12 protein-coding genes are annotated in these 14,676 nt (G+C 72.2%); 6 read left to right on the forward strand and 6 right to left on the reverse strand.

Annotated elements, in window-relative coordinates:
* Positions 1 to 1,431: MFS transporter (locus tag DKT69_RS33045; protein WP_109805335.1), on the reverse strand; the 1,431-nt coding region annotated here is incomplete at its 3' end.
* Positions 1,432 to 1,501: 70 nt separating this feature from the next.
* Complete coding sequence (locus DKT69_RS33050) at positions 1,502 to 1,738, reverse strand: hypothetical protein (protein WP_109805336.1); 237 nt, start codon at positions 1,736 to 1,738, stop codon at positions 1,502 to 1,504.
* Between the two features lie 138 nt (positions 1,739 to 1,876).
* Between DKT69_RS33050 and DKT69_RS33055 the strand changes: the two genes are divergently transcribed.
* On the forward strand, positions 1,877 to 3,046 hold the full coding sequence (locus DKT69_RS33055; RefSeq protein WP_109805337.1) for a geranylgeranyl reductase family protein: 1,170 nt from the start codon (positions 1,877 to 1,879) through the stop codon (positions 3,044 to 3,046).
* A 19-nt stretch (positions 3,047 to 3,065) separates the two neighbouring features.
* Here the strand turns inward: DKT69_RS33055 and DKT69_RS33060 are convergent, their stop codons facing one another.
* Complete coding sequence (locus DKT69_RS33060) at positions 3,066 to 4,100, reverse strand: NAD(P)-dependent alcohol dehydrogenase (protein ID WP_109805338.1); 1,035 nt, start codon at positions 4,098 to 4,100, stop codon at positions 3,066 to 3,068.
* 97 nt (positions 4,101 to 4,197) lie between these two features.
* Between DKT69_RS33060 and DKT69_RS33065 the strand changes: the two genes are divergently transcribed.
* Positions 4,198 to 4,389, forward strand: coding sequence for a hypothetical protein (locus tag DKT69_RS33065; protein WP_236648504.1), 192 nt, complete (start codon positions 4,198 to 4,200; stop codon positions 4,387 to 4,389).
* A 50-nt stretch (positions 4,390 to 4,439) separates the two neighbouring features.
* Here DKT69_RS33065 and DKT69_RS33070 read toward each other — a convergent pair whose 3' ends face one another.
* Positions 4,440 to 6,233: a bifunctional metallophosphatase/5'-nucleotidase gene (locus DKT69_RS33070; protein WP_109805340.1), complete on the reverse strand. Its 1,794-nt coding sequence runs from the start codon at positions 6,231 to 6,233 to the stop codon at positions 4,440 to 4,442.
* A gap of 211 nt (positions 6,234 to 6,444) precedes the next feature.
* Here DKT69_RS33070 and DKT69_RS33075 point away from each other — a divergent pair, with 211 nt between their 5' ends.
* Positions 6,445 to 7,347, forward strand: coding sequence for an SDR family oxidoreductase (locus DKT69_RS33075; protein ID WP_109805341.1), 903 nt, complete (start codon positions 6,445 to 6,447; stop codon positions 7,345 to 7,347).
* Positions 7,348 to 7,372: 25 nt separating this feature from the next.
* Here the strand turns inward: DKT69_RS33075 and DKT69_RS33080 are convergent, their stop codons facing one another.
* Entirely contained in the window at positions 7,373 to 8,026 is a 654-nt protein-coding gene (locus tag DKT69_RS33080) for a nucleotidyl transferase AbiEii/AbiGii toxin family protein (RefSeq protein WP_109805342.1), read from the reverse strand.
* Positions 8,023 to 8,364 carry a hypothetical protein gene (locus DKT69_RS33085; RefSeq protein WP_109805343.1) on the reverse strand — a complete coding sequence of 114 codons (342 nt, stop codon included), beginning with the start codon at positions 8,362 to 8,364 and terminating at the stop codon, positions 8,023 to 8,025. Before DKT69_RS33085 ends, DKT69_RS33080 begins: the two co-directional genes overlap by 4 nt.
* Positions 8,365 to 8,882: 518 nt before the next feature.
* Here DKT69_RS33085 and DKT69_RS33090 point away from each other — a divergent pair.
* The 3 genes from DKT69_RS33090 (at position 8,883) to DKT69_RS33110 (ending at position 14,535) form a co-directional block, all read left to right on the forward strand.
* A complete protein-coding gene (locus DKT69_RS33090; RefSeq protein ID WP_236648505.1) occupies positions 8,883 to 9,398 on the forward strand; it encodes an FMN-binding protein in 516 nt (171 codons plus the stop codon).
* A gap of 780 nt (positions 9,399 to 10,178) precedes the next feature.
* Positions 10,179 to 13,499 (forward strand): formate dehydrogenase, encoded by a 3,321-nt coding sequence (fdh, locus tag DKT69_RS33105; RefSeq protein ID WP_236648506.1) that lies wholly within the window; start codon positions 10,179 to 10,181, stop codon positions 13,497 to 13,499.
* Positions 13,492 to 14,535 carry a 4Fe-4S dicluster domain-containing protein gene (locus tag DKT69_RS33110; RefSeq protein ID WP_109805346.1) on the forward strand — a complete coding sequence of 348 codons (1,044 nt, stop codon included), beginning with the start codon at positions 13,492 to 13,494 and terminating at the stop codon, positions 14,533 to 14,535. Before fdh ends, DKT69_RS33110 begins: the two co-directional genes overlap by 8 nt.
* The last annotated feature ends 141 nt before the right edge of the window (positions 14,536 to 14,676 follow it).

Genomic DNA, 14,676 nt, shown 5'->3' on the forward strand with positions numbered 1-14,676 from the left:
ATCCCCTCCGGCGATGTCGATCAGCGCCGCCACCAGGGCGAGCGTGATGATGCCGGTGGCCAGCAGCAGCGAGTGCCGGAAGGCGGTCGCCCAGTCGCCCCGGCTGCTGGCCAGCGAGGAGAAGAACAGCGATCCGACCGCCGCGATGCCGGCCGCCGAGCCGATCCGCTGGCCGGTCTGCAGCATGCCGGCCCCGCTGCCGGCCTGCGGCACCGGCACCTCCGCCAGGGTGAGCGTCTGGTTCGGTGCGATGACCAGGCCGCTGCCCAGCCCGGCGAGCAGCAGCGGCACCGCGGTCAGCAGCGGCACCGAGCTGGACGGCGAGCCGCGCAGCACCCAGACGGTGGCCGCGAGTCCGATCACCACGACGAGCAGACCGACGGCGACCAGGGGCCGGCCGTACCGGGTGACGACCCGGCCGCCCAGCGCCGACGCCACCGCCGAGCCCAGCGCGAACGGGGTGATCGCCAGGCCGGCGATGAGGGCGCTGTAGCCGAGCCCGTTCTGCAGGTAGAGGGTGAAGATGAAGAAGATGGCGGTGAACCCGCCGAAGTAGACCAGCGCGATCAGCGCCCCGAGGGTGTACGAGCGAAACCCGAACAGCCGCAGGTCGAACAGCGGCGGCCGGTGCCGGGCGTACCACCGCTCCCAGAGACCGAAGCCGATCAGGACGGCCAGGCCGGCCGGGATGAGCGCCCACTTCCACGGGGTGTGCCACTGCTCGCGTTGCACCAGCGGCAGGAGCACGAGGGTCACCCCTATCCCGAGCAGCAGCACCCCGACCGGGTCGAGGCGGTGCCGATCCTGCTGGCCGGTGGGGCGGGCCGGCAGCAGCCGCCAGCCGAGCAGCACCGCGACGATGCCCACCGGGACGTTGACGAAGAACACCCAGCGCCAGCCGTGCTCCGCACCGCCGAGCTGGATGAGCAACCCGCCGAGCAGCGGCCCGACGGCGGTGGAGATGCCGATGGTCGCGCCCAACAGGCCGAACGCCCGACCGCGTTCCGCGCCCCGGAACAGCTGCTGGATCAGGCCGCTCACCTGCGGGTTCACGATTCCCGCCGCGGCGCCTTGCACCAGCCGGGCGGCGACCAGCCACTCCGGCGAGCGGGCCAGTCCGGCCAGCGCGCTGGTCAGGGTGAACAGCGCCACCCCGAGGACGAAGGCGTTCCGCCGGCCCCGGGCGTCGCCGAAGCGTCCCGCGGGCACCAGCACCAGCCCGAAGGTGAGCGCGTACCCGGACAGCACCCACTGCAGATCGCTGGGCGTGGCGCCGAGCGCGCGGTCCATCGACGGTACGGCGACGTTGACGATGCTGACGTCGAGCAGCGTCATGAAGGCGGCGACCAGGCCGACGCCGAGCGCCTGCCAGCGCTTCCGGACGTCGTACCCGTCGGTGTCGGCCGGTGCCGACGACCGGTCCGCTCTCATGGTGCCCCCCGAAGGCCGACGATCACGCATTCCTGATCGCTACCCGGGCCCTCGAGGGGCAAACGGGACGTCACGCCATCTGGCGCGCACACCACCGCGGCCCGAAGTCCAGCCCCGCCATCGGGGAGTCCTCCCGGTGCAGCAGGCCCTTCTCGGTGAGCAGGTGCAGCGGCGCCTGCAGCTGCTCCTCGCTCATCCCGGTTTCCTGCGCGATCAGGTCGGGGTAGGGGACGTGCCCCCGGGTCTCCAGCGCGGTTACCGCCTGGTACACCCGTTCCTCGACCTCCGACAGTTGTACCTGCTGCATGGCTTTCCTCCTCGGCGTGACCCGCCCGGCCCGCGGGCGGCCTGCGCCCGGCGGTTACCCGACGGGTGTCCGTTGATGCCCACCCGATCGGGGAGTCGCGTCGGGCGTTGCGACGGTGGCGTGGCCTAGGCTGCACCCGTGATCGTCTGGGATCTCGCCGTCGTCGGAGCCGGCCCCGCCGGGCTCTCCGCGGCGCACGCCGCGGCCCGCGCCGGGGCCCGCACGCTGGTCGTCGAGCGCGCCACCCATCCCCGTTACAAGACCTGCGGGGGAGGGTTGATCGGCACGTCGCTGGCGGAGGTGGCCGACCGGATCGACGTGCCGGCGCACGACCGGGTCGACCGGGTGACGTTCACCCGGGACGGGCGACGGGGCTTCACCCGCCGGCACGCCGCCGGGCCGCTGGTGGCCATGGTCCGTCGGGAGGAGTTCGACGAGCGGCTGCGGGCCGCCGCGGTCGCCGCGGGGGCCGAGGTCCGCGAGGGCGTCGCCGTCCGCGCGGTCGAGCAGGACCCCGACGAGGTACGCCTGCGGCTGGCCGACGGCGAGACGGTACGGGCCCGGACCGTCATCGGCGCGGACGGCTCCTCGGGCGTCACCGCCCGCCACGTCGGCGTCCGGTACCGGCAGATCGACCTCGGGTTGGAGCTGGAGCTGCCGGTGCCGCCGGCGGAGCAGGAGCGCTGGCGGGGCCGGCTGCTGCTGGACTGGGGGCCCGTCCCCGGCTCGTATGCCTGGGTCTTCCCCAAATCTGACCGCTTGACGGTGGGGGTGATCGCCGCCCGCGGTAACGGGGAGCAGACCCGGGCCTACCTGCGCGACTTCGTGGACCGGCTGGGCCTGTCCGGGGTGACCCCGGAGCACGACTCGGGTCACCTGACCCGCTGCCGGGCAAAGGACTCGCCGGTGCGCCGCGGCCGGGTGCTGGTCGCCGGGGATGCGGCGGGACTGCTGGAACCGTGGAGCCGGGAGGGGATCAGCTACGCGCTGCGGTCCGGGCGGCTGGCCGGGGCGGCGGTCGCCGCCGGTCACCTGGCCGGCTACGAGCGGGAGGTCGAGCGGCTCCTGGCGCCGTCCATGCGGGCCGGGCACCGGCTGCTGGAGGTCTTCGAGCGGCGTCCGGACGTCTTCCACGGGCTGCTCGCCACCCCGGCCGGCTGGCGGATGTTCGTCCGGTTCTGCCAGGGCCGGGCCAGCTTCGACGAGACCCTCACCCGGCGGCCGGTCCGGGCGGCCCTGGCCCTGCTGGACCGCCTTCCCCCGGCCCGGCCGAGGGCGGTGGAGGGCGCCGGCGCGGCGGCCCGCTGAGCGACCCGCACCCGACCGGTCAGGGCACGATCACCGCCCGACCGTGGATCTCGCCCCGCCGCAGCAGGTCGTACGCCTCCGGGGCCCGATCCAGCGGAAAGATCTGCACGTCGGCCTGGAGCAGCCCGAGGCGGCCCAGCGCGATCACCTCCTGCAGCTCGGCCCGGGTGCCCCAGAACGGGATCTCCACGCTGGTCTCCAGCGGCAGGGTGGGCGGCTCGTCGGCGACGGGCCGGACGGGCAGCGTCCCGCCGGCGAGGCCGACCAGCATCACCCGGCCCCCGGTGGCGACGACCTGGCGGGCGGTGGCGAGGGTGGGGTCCGCCCCGACGAAGTCGAGCACCACGTCCGCTCCGTCCGGCGCGGGGCCGACGTGGGCCCGGATCTTCTCCACCGTGTCCGGTCCGGCCTGCACCACATGGTGGGCGCCCAGCCGGGTGGCCAGGTCCAGCGCGGCCACGCTGGTGTCCACCGCGATGATCCGCACCGCCGTGGTGGCGACCAGGATCTGTACCGCCATGTGCCCGAGCCCGCCGATCCCGATGACCACGCAGGTCGTGCCGGGGCGCAGGTTCGGCCGGGCCAGCTCCACCGCGTGGTACGGGGTCAGCCCGGCGTCGGTGAGCGGGGCGGCCTGCTCCAGTTCCATGTCGCCGACGTGCAGCAGCCGGGACGCCGGCACCACCACGTGCTCGGCCAGCCCGCCGTCGCGGCTGAGCCCGATGCCACCCACCGGGACCACCCGGCACTGGTTCTCCAGCCCCCGCAGGCAGGCGCGGCAGCGGCCGCAGCCGATGATCCCGTACACCGCGGCGCGATCACCGGGCGACCAGCCGGTCACGCCGGCGCCGACCGTGTCCACCGTGCCCGCGATCTCGTGGCCGAGGGTCATCGGCGTCGGGTACATCCCGGCGGGTGCGTCGAGGATGTGCAGGTCGGAGTGACAGGCGCCGACCGCGCTCACGCGCAGCAGCACCTCGCCCGGCCCGGCGGTCGGGGTGGGCACCTCCACCTGTTCCAGCACCCCGGGAGCGCTCATCCGTACCGCGCGCATGGTCGTCCTCCACCTCGTCGCCGACGGCCGTCGCGGCGGCTTACCCGGGCCCGTCAGGTTGATGCGGCGGCTGGACCGGCGGACGCACAATGCGGGTATGAGCGAGCCGGCCGAGTCGTTCACCGACGAGGAGTACGCGTTCCTGCGGCACGTGCGCTTCGGTGAGCTGCCGCCGCGGGTGGGCCCGGACGAGCGGGTCGAGTGCACCGAGACCGAACCCCGCCGGGACCGGCCCGAGCCGGCCGGCGGCCCCGACGAGTGGAACCTGCGCCTCGGCCCGGGCGGCTGAGACGCGGACGGGCCGCGGGTGGGAACCCGCGGCCCGTCGGACGGTACGGATCAGAAGACCGGCACGCCCTCGCGGACCAGCTTCCAGTTCGGCACGAAGAAGTCCGCCGGGTCGATCACGCCCTTGGCCTGCGCCCAGTCGATCAGCAGTTGGCGGATCTCCTGCTGCTGGTTGTAGACCTGGGTCTTCACGATGCCGGGGAAGTTGCCGCCACCGCTGCGCCGGTAGTTGTTCACCGCGATGACGAACTGCGCGTCGGCGGCGACCGGGGTGTCGGTGCCCGGCAGGACCAGGCGGGTGATCCGCTGGCCGACCGGCTTCGAGATGTCGATGTCGTAGTCGAGCCCGGAGATCACGTCGTAGTTGTAGTCCGGCACGGCCGGGTCGCTGATCGTGTTCGGGTCGACCGCCGCGCCCACCGGGAGCGTGACGAAGTACTTCGCCGAGTACTCCAGGTACGCCTTCACCTCGGCGCCGCTGAGCACCACGGCCTCGAGCGTGTTGTCGAAGACGTAGAGGCCCGCCACGTCGCGGATCCGCACGTCACCCTGCGGGAAGACGGCGGTACGGCTGAACGGCGCGGCGATCGACAGCACCGGCAGGCCCGCGTACGCCGTGCCGGCGAGCGCCGTGGTGACCACCTCGGTCTGCACGTGGTTGATGAAGTCCAGGATCGGGGTGTCCTTGTACCGCGACTCGGCGGCCGACAGCTCCACGCTGGACCGGGCGACGACCTGGTTGACGTAGCCGACCGTCTTGGCGTGCTGGCCGCGCACGGCGGCGAGCACCGCCGGGTCCTCCACCACGGTGTTGGTGTTCAGCATGGTGGCGGACTTGCTGACCACCTGCCACCGGCCATTGACCTTGGCGACGGTGAAGTCCATCCGGGTCAGCCGCTGACCCCACTTCGACGGTTCGGAGGTCAGCACCTGCGCGCCGGTGGCGGTGTTGGTGACGAACTTCTGCGCGACCTCGTTGTGCGCGTGGCCGAAGAGGATCGCGTCGATGCCCGGGACCTGCTCGGCGATCAGCGCCACCGGGTTCTCGTTCGGCAGCTCCGGACCGTAGCTGGAGGTGCCGCTGTCACCGCCGTGGGCGGAGATGATGACGAGGTCCGCGCCGCGCTCGCGCATGACCGGCACCCACTTGGCGGCCGTGGCGATCATGTCGGCGAAGACCAGCTTGCCCTCGACGTTGGCCTTGTCCCAGATGGCCACGCCCGGGTTGGTCAGGCCGAGGATGCCGACCTTGATGGTCGGGGAGTCGTAACCGCCGAGGGCGACCTTCTTGATCACGTACGGCAGGAAGGCCGGCTTGCCGGTCGCCTCGTTGATCGCGTTCGCCGCGAGGGCCGGGAAGCCGAGCTGGCCGATCCACTGCGCCAGCAGCGGCAGGCCGTAGTTGAACTCGTGGTTGCCCAGCGTGACGGCGTCGTATCGGAGGACGTTCATCGCGTTGGCCATCGGGTGCGTCTCACCGGTGGTGGTGATCGGCTCCTGCTTGGCGTAGTAGGTGGCCAGCGGGGTGCCCTGGATGGTGTCGCCGGCGTCGAGCACCAGCGTCGCCTTGCCCGTGCGCTCGGCACGGATCTGGTTGACCAGGGTGGCCAGCTTGGCGACGCCGACGTCGTTGTGCCTGCTGTCGTCGAACTCGGCGTCCTTGTAGTAGTCCCAGTTGTAGACGTTGCCGTGGGTGTCCGAGGTGCCCAGGACGGTCAGGTCCCAGGTCTTCGGGCCCTTTGACTCGGCCGCCTGGGCCGGCGCGCCGGCGATCAGGGGGGCGGTCGCGGCGGCGGCCGCGACGGCGAGCACCTGTCGGCGCGAGGCGCCGGAGGAGGAGGTCATGCGGTGCCTTTCCATGGGGGTGGAGGCGCCTCGTGGGCGCCGTTGCGCACCATAGCGAGCCGCCGTCACTCCTGCCACTGCGGCCCGAGGTGTTCCACCACACCAGCGTCACCGGCCGCTCCCGTGTAACACGCCCGCAACCCGATGTCGTTTCCGCCCCTGGTGCCCGGGTAGGGGCGGAGCAGACCCGGACGACACGAGGGAGACCCCGGTGAGCGAGGACCAGTACACCCAGCAGGACCCCACCCGCCAGTACGGCCAGCAGCAGGGGCAGCCACCGCAGAAACAGCCCGCGCCGGGCTCGGAGCAGCGGATGGGACCGAAGCCGGACCACGGCGAGGAGTCGTACCGGGGCAGTGGCCGGCTCGACGGCAAGCGCGCGCTGATCACCGGGGGTGACTCGGGCATCGGCCGCGCCGTCGCCATCGCCTTCGCCCGGGAGGGCGCCGACGTGGTCATCTCCTACCTCGGCGAGGAGGAGGAAGCCGACGCCCGGGAGACCATCCGCCTGATCGAGGAGGCCGGCCGCCGGGGCGTCGCGGTCCGCACCGACCTGACCGACGAGAGCCACTGCCGCCAGTTGGTCGACCGGACGCTGGCCGACCTCGGCGGCATCGACATCCTGGTCAACAACGCGGCCTTCCAGATGTCGCAGGACAAGGGGATCGCCGGGATCAGCACCGAGCAGTTCGACCGCGTCTTCAAGACCAACGTGTACGCCATGTTCTGGCTCTGCAAGATGGCCGTCCCGCACCTGCCCGAAGGCTCGGCGATCATCAACACCTCGTCGATCCAGGCGTTCAACCCGTCGCCGCAACTGCTCGACTACGCCACCACCAAGGCGGCCATCGCCAACTTCACCAAAGCCCTCGCGCTGAACCTGGCCGACCAGGGCATCCGGGTCAACGCCGTCGCGCCCGGCCCGGTCTGGACCCCGCTGATCCCCGCCACCATGCCGGAGGAGAAGGTGAAGCAGTTCGGCACCGACACGCCGATGGGCCGCCCCGGGCAGCCGGCCGAGCTGGCCCCGGCGTACGTCTTCTTCGCCTCCCAGGAATCCAGCTACGTCACCGGTGAGATCCTCGGCGTCACCGGCGGCAAGCTCACCAGGTGACGTCCCGCCGGGCGGCCGCCGGCGGTCACCGGGGCCAGGCGGCCATCCGGCGGCGTACCTGGGCCACCTGGGCTGCGTCGAGCCCGTAGCGCGCGAACCGGCGGTCCGGCACCTGGTCCAGGTATCGCCCGGCGGCGCGGACGTCATCGAGGTCCAGGGCCGGGTCGACCTGGCGGGCCAGCTTCAGCAGCTCCGCCACGTCGTAGTGGTCCAGCGCCGAGGACACGTCGATGTAGTCGCGCACCTCGCGCCGATTGACCAGCGCGGCGGTCTTGTTCGCGACCAGGTCGCGGACGTCCATCACCGGGCCGAGGTCCATCACCACCGGACTGCGGTACCGGTCGAGGCGGGCCAGGCTCAACCGGATCCGTCGGCCGTCCCGGCTCACCACGAAGTCCCGCATGTCCCGGTCGAACCCGTCGAACAGTTCCCCGAGCTCGCTGTCCGGGTCGGCGTCCAGCACCTCGTAGCCGGCCCGCTCCAGCGCCGCGCGCACCCCGGCCGCCGCCGCGGCGGCCGCCCCCTCCACGTCCGCGAACAGGTCCACGTCCTCCGTCGGGCGGGTGACCAGGCCGTGCGCCGCCCACGCCACCCCGCCGCCCAGCACGAACCGGTGCGGCCCGGCGGCCGCCAGGGCCACCCGGGCCACCTCCCGGTAGAACTCGTGCAGGTGGGTCACGCGGTACGCAGGCCGCGGTGCCGGCTCTCCCACGCCACCCGTACGCCCCGCGGCAGGTTCAGCCGCCCCCACACCCGACGCAGCGTCCGCCCGTTGATCAGCGCCCGCAGGTCGTCGGTGCGGGTCGTCTCCCGCAGCACGTTCTCGTACATCCAGAGCAGGTCGTCCGGGTCACCCAGATCGAAGGCGCGCTCACTGCTCCACATCAGCCGGACCGGCAGCTCGACGATGCCCCGGGTGGGGCCGGTCAGCTCGGCGAGCGTGCGGGCCACCACGGCGGGGCGACCCGGTCGGGCCAGCGGGGCCACCGGGGTCGTCGTGGGGGAGAGCGCCTGCATGCTGTCAGGGTAACGCCAACTCGGGTTCCGGCTGGTTTCCGGTTGCCGGGTTTTGCCCTCTTCGCGGTCCGTTGGTGGTTGTGGCCTGCCGTGCCCTTCGGTTTGCTGATGGTTGTGGCCCGATGTGGCGGTGTCCGGTGCGCGCGGATACCACCAGGTACCGGAACTGGTGCGGGCTGTCCGGTTCGGGTCGCCCGACGGCTGCCCGGGTGGGTGCGATGTCCGGTTCGGGGGTGTGACCGGCGGCATCCCGGGGCCGGAATCGTGGCCGGGCCAGGGTCGTTACATCTCCGTACGACCGAGTACCTGGCCCGCAACCCGGGGGCTGGTGCACCGGGCCCGGGTCGGAATGATGGCGGGCCGCCGGTCGTTACATATGGTCCCGGCGCCGCGAAGAACCGCCCCGCGGCTGAACACCGGGCAGAGACTTTCCCCTTTGCTTTTGAGCGCCTGACGTGGTGCTTGCGTCTGCCGCTGACCTCCATCGCGGTGACGCCAACCCCGAATGGAGCTTTGTCATGAACACGATGCTGCGTAAGAGCGTGCTGGATATGCGCAAGATCACTATGTGGTTCCTCGCCACGATCGCCGTGGTGGTACTTCTCTTCAGCTACCGGACGTCGACCGGACCCGACAGCTCGCCTTCGGCCGAGACCGTTGGCGGCGCAAGCGCGCCGGGCGTGGAGACCGGCCCCGGCGCGGCGGCGAAGCCCGGGACACGCGGCACCGTCGCACGGTCCGGTTCGACCACCGTCGCCGACGGCCCGGTCGTGCAGACGAAGCGCGGGAACGTCCAGGTGCAGGCCCACCTCAGCGGCGGCCGGATCACCGAGATCACGCCGCTGACGGTGCCGAGCACGAACAACCGCTCCCGCGAGATCAACAAGCACGCGGTGCCCCAGCTGCGCACGGAGGCGCTCGCCGCGCAGAGCGCGCACATCGACGCGGTGTCCGGGGCGACGGCGACCAGCGAGGGCTACACGAATTCGCTCCAGGCCGCGCTGGACGGCGCTCAGTTCAAGGCCAAGCCGTGACCAGGCAGGCGTTCGTCGAGCATTGGAACAGCTGACCAATAGAGCAATACGCCGCTGGCCGGCACCCCCCACCGAGGGTGCCGGCCAGCGGCGTACCCACGCCTGCCTCAGGGCAGCGCGACCGGGTATGAAGCGGGGAGTGGCGGCAGTCACCGAAAGCGTGGAACAACCGGGGGTCGGGGTAGGTTGAGAAGGGTGTCGGTGTGTCCAGTGTCCCCGGGCCTCACCTAAATTGCCTTCGCGGAATACCGTTCGGCTGGAGCCGCGTCGCGCCACTCGCCGAGAGGCGACCTGCACACCGGCACCCGTTCCGCCCCCGGCTCCGGCCGGGGGCGGAATCGTTTTGCGCAACACGCCGTGGACCCCCGATGGACGGCCGCGGCGGCCCCGGGACGCTGCGGCGGACCAGGTCAGCCGTCAGGTGCGCGTCCACGCCGGTCTTGGCGAACACCGCGCCCGCTTCGGCGGTGAAGTTCCTCGTGGCGGTCGATCTCGAATAAGACCTCGTCCCCGTCCTCGGTGCGTACGCGCATCAGCTCGGTTGCCACCACGACCTCCCCGCCGGAGCGGATTCCGTCGAGGATCAACCACCGGTGGGACTCCCGCATTCGGATGCCTGACTGAAGAGAGCTTCGGCTTCGCGTTCCGGCCGTCGTGCTGACCGACCCGGCCCGGGCGGTCCCCGAACCGGGCCGGTCGGCCGCTCGGGTCGCGCGCCCCCCGTCGGCTGGCCTATGTTCAGAAGGTCAGCTTCCGCCAGCGGGGGAGGGGGTGTTCCGGTTGGGTCTCCGGACCTTCATCGAGGGTTGGCCGGTCTACCGGCAGCTCACCGGCACCGACCCGCTGGGCCGGGGCGCCGCGGCGCAGTCCGCCCGCTCGGCGGGCCTGACCGCCCGCACCGAGACCGCCGACAGCATGGCCCGCTCGGTCTGCCCGTACTGCGCCGTGGGCTGCGGGCAGCGGGTGTTCGTCTCCGACGGGCAGGTCACCCAGATCGAGGGCGACCCGGACAGCCCGATCTCCCGCGGCCGGCTCTGCCCGAAGGGGTCGGCCAGCAAGAGTCTGGTCACCAGCCCGCTGCGGCAGACCAAGGTCCGCTACCGCCGGCCGTACAGCACGGAGTGGGAGGACCTGGAGCTCGACGTCGCGCTCGACATGATCGCCGACCGGGTCCTCGCCGCCCGCGACGAGACCTGGGAGGACGTCGACGACGCCGGCCGGCCGCTCAACCGCACGCTGGGCATCTCCAGCCTGGGCGGGGCGACGCTGGACAACGAGGAGAACTACCTCATCAAGAAGCTGTTCACCGCGATGGGGGCACTCCAGATCGAGAACCAGGCCCGGATTTGACACTCCGCCACCGTCCCCGGTCTGGGGACCAGCTTCGGTCGCGGCGGCGCGACGGACTTCCAGCAGGACCTGGTCAACGCTGACGTCATCGTCATCCAGGGCTCCAACATGGCCGAGGCCCACCCGGTGGGCTTCCAGTGGGTGATGGAGGCGAAGAAGCGCGGCGCCAAGGTCTTCCACGTCGACCCCCGGTTCACCCGGACCAGCGCGCTGGCCGACACGTACCTGCCGATCCGGGCGGGCACCGACATCGCGCTGCTCGGCGGCGTGGTGCGGTACATCCTGGACAACGAGCTGGACTTCCGGGAGTACGTGCTGGCGTACACCAACGCCGCCACCATCGTCAGCGAGCAGTTCGCCGACACCGAGGACCTCGACGGGCTCTTCTCCGGCTACAACCCCGAGACCGGCTCGTACGACCAGACCAGCTGGCAGTACGAGGGGCACGGGAATCACACCCGGGCCAGGGGAACGGGCAAGGAGCGGGAGACCGCGGCCGGGCTGGAGCACGAGTCGCACGGCGCGCCGGTGGCGGCGGAGACGCACCGGGACGAGACCCTGCGGCACCCCCGCTGCGTCTACCAGATCCTCAAGCGGCACTTCGCCCGCTACACCCCAGAGATGGTCGAGCGGGTCTGCGGCATCCCCCAGGAGAAGTTCCTGGAACTCGCCCGGGCCTGGACTGAGAACTCCGGCCGGGAGCGGACCGGGGTGCTCGTCTACTCGGTGGGCTGGACCCAGCACAGCGTCGGCGTGCAGTACATCCGCACCGGCGCGATCATCCAGACCCTGCTGGGCAACATCGGGCGGCCGGGCGGTGGCATCCTGGCGCTGCGCGGGCACGCCAGCATCCAGGGCTCCACCGACATCCCGACGCTGTTCAACCTGCTGCCCGGCTACCTGCCGATGCCGCACCACGCCGAACACCCGACCTTCGCCAGGTGGGTGGACAGCATCCGCCACCCCGGCCAGAAGGGCTTCTGGGGCAACTCGCGGGCCTTCGCGGTCAGCCTGCTCAAGGCGTACTGGGGTGACGCGGCCACGCCGGAGAACGACTTCTGCTACGGCTACCTGCCCCGGATGACCGGCGACCACGGGACGTATCAGCAGGTGCTGAACATGATCGACGGCCACGTGAAGGGCTACTTCCTGCTCGGCCAGAACCCGGCGGTCGGCTCGGCGCACGGCAAGGCCCAGCGCCTGGGCATGGCCAACCTCGACTGGCTGGTCGTCCGCGACCTGTTCATGATCGAGAGTGCCACGTTCTGGAAGAACAGCCCGGAGATCGCCACCGGCGAGATCGTGCCGGAGGAGTGCCGCACCGAGGTGTTCTTCCTGCCCGCCGCCTCGCATGTGGAGAAGGAGGGCACCTTCACCCAGACCCAGCGGCTGCTGCAGTGGCGGGAGAAAGCCCTCGACCCGCCGGGTGACTGCCGTTCCGAGCTGTGGTTCTTCTACCACCTCGGCCGGGTGTTGCGGGAGAAGCTGGCCGCCTCCACCAAGCCGCGGGACCGGGCGCTGCTCGACCTCGCCTGGGACTACCCGACCCACGGCGAGTACGCCGAGCCGAGCGCCGAGGCGGTGCTCAAGGAGATCAACGGGTACGAGGTGGCCACCGGGCGCCCGCTCGGCGGCTTCGCCGAGGCCAAGGACGACGGATCGACGGCGATCGGCTGCTGGATCTACAGCGGCGTCTACGCCGACGGGGTCAACCAGGCCGCGCGCCGGAAGCCCGGGCACGAGCAGAGCTGGGTCGCCCCCGAATGGGGCTGGGCCTGGCCGGCCAACCGGCGCACCCTCTACAACCGCGCCTCCGCCGACCCCCAGGGCCGGCCGTGGAGCGAGCGGAAGAAGTACGTCTGGTGGGACGCGGAGAAGGGCGAGTGGACCGGCTACGACGTGCCGGACTTCGAGAAGACCAAGCCGCCGACGTTCCGGCCGGCGGACGACGCCTCGGGGCCGGAGGCGCTCGCCGGGGACGACCCGTTCGTGATGCAGGGCGACGGCAAGGCCTGGCTTTACGCGCCGCGCGGGGTGCTCGACGGGCCGTTGCCGACGCACTACGAGCCGGCTGAGTCGCCGATGCGCAACCCGATGTACGGCCAGCAGGCCAACCCGACCCGCAAGGTGTACGACCACCCGGTGAACCGGATGAACCCCAGCCCGCCGGAGGAGCACAGCGACGTCTTCCCGTACGTCTTCACGGTCAGCCGGCTCACCGAGCACCACACCGCGGGCGGCATGAGCCGCACGGTGCGGCCGCTCGCCGAGCTGCAGCCGGAGATGTTCGTGGAGGTGTCCCCGGAACTGGCCGCGCAGGTCGGGCTCGCACACCTGGGTTGGGCGCACCTGGTCAGCGGCCGGGCGGTGATCGAGGCGAGGGTGCTGGTGACCGACCGGCTCACCCCGCTGCGGGTGGACGGCCGGGTGATCCACCAGCTCTGGCTGCCGTATCACTTCGGCACCGAGGGCCTGGTCACCGGCGACTCGGCCAACGACCTGTTCGGCATCACCCTGGACCCGAACGTGCTCATCCAGGAGAGCAAGGTCGGCACCTGTGACGTCCGGCCCGGCCGCCGGCCCACCGGCCCGGCCCTGCTCGACCTGGTCGCCGAGTACCAGCGCCGGGCCGGGATGACCGCCGACCGGCGGGTGCCGATCGTCACCACCGACGCGGCCGGCGGGGACGCGGCCGGCAACACCGACGAGCGGTCCGCCGAGGCGGCGCGGGACGGGGGCGGGGATGCCTGACGCCAACAGCCTCTACGGCCCGCTCGACCCGGCGCCGGACGCCGGCTGGGTCGAGGCCGGCCCCCGGGTGGGCTTCTTCACCGACACCAGCGTCTGCATCGGCTGCAAGGCGTGCGAGGTGGCCTGCAAGGAGTGGAACGACGTCCCGGCGTCCGGCTTCGACCTGCTCGGCATGTCGTACGACAACACCGGCGCGCTCACCGCCAACTCCTGGCGGCACGTGGCCTTCATCGAACAGCCCCGCCCGGCCGGGCACCGCACCCCGCCGTTCGACGGCAACCCCACCGGGGCGGCGGTGAGCCCGGCCACCGCGGCGGTCGCCGCCGGGGTGGGCAACGACACCGGCACCGATCCGGGCGTGCCCCCCGGTGAGCCGCGGGCCGCCGCCCGGATGGCCGCCGGGCCGGAGTTCCTCGGCCTGCCGGGCGCCCAGCCGCCTGGCCGGGGCACCGGCGCCGAGTCGCGCACCGACTTCCGCTGGCTGATGATGTCGGACGTCTGCAAGCACTGCACCCACGCCGCCTGCCTGGACGTCTGCCCGACTGGGTCACTGTTCCGCACCGAGTTCGGCACGGTGGTGGTGCAGGAGGACATCTGCAACGGCTGCGGCTACTGCATCTCCGCCTGCCCGTACGGGGTCATCGACCAGCGCAAGGGCGACGGCCGGGCGTGGAAGTGCACGCTCTGCTACGACCGGCTCGGCGCCGGCATGACCCCGGCCTGCGCCCAGGCCTGCCCCACCGAGTCGATCCAGTTCGGGCCGCTGGACGAGCTGCGCGAGCGGGCCGCCCAGCGGGTCACCACGCTGCACGAGCGGGGCGTGCCGGAGGCCCGGCTCTACGGCCACGACCCGACCGACGGCGTCGGCGGGGACGGCGCGTTCTTCCTGCTCCTCGACGAGCCGGAGGTCTTCGGACTGCCGCCGGACCCGCTGGTCACCACGCGGGACCTGCCGAAGATGTGGAAGCGGGCCGGGCTGGCCGCCCTGGCCATGGCGGCGGCGGCCGTCGCCGCGTTCGTCGGAGGTTCATCGTGAGTCCGGACCGTGCCCCGGTGGGCGACCTGTTCCGCCGCTTCCGCGAGCGACTCGCCGCCGAGGGGCCGGAGCGCTTCGGCGGGCCGGGCGCGCGGGCGGGCCACGGCGCCAAGGTGAGCCCGGCGCCGGGCTCACCTTGGC

The organism is Micromonospora sicca, from assembly GCF_003172935.1.
GTDB lineage: Bacteria > Actinomycetota > Actinomycetes > Mycobacteriales > Micromonosporaceae > Micromonospora > Micromonospora sicca.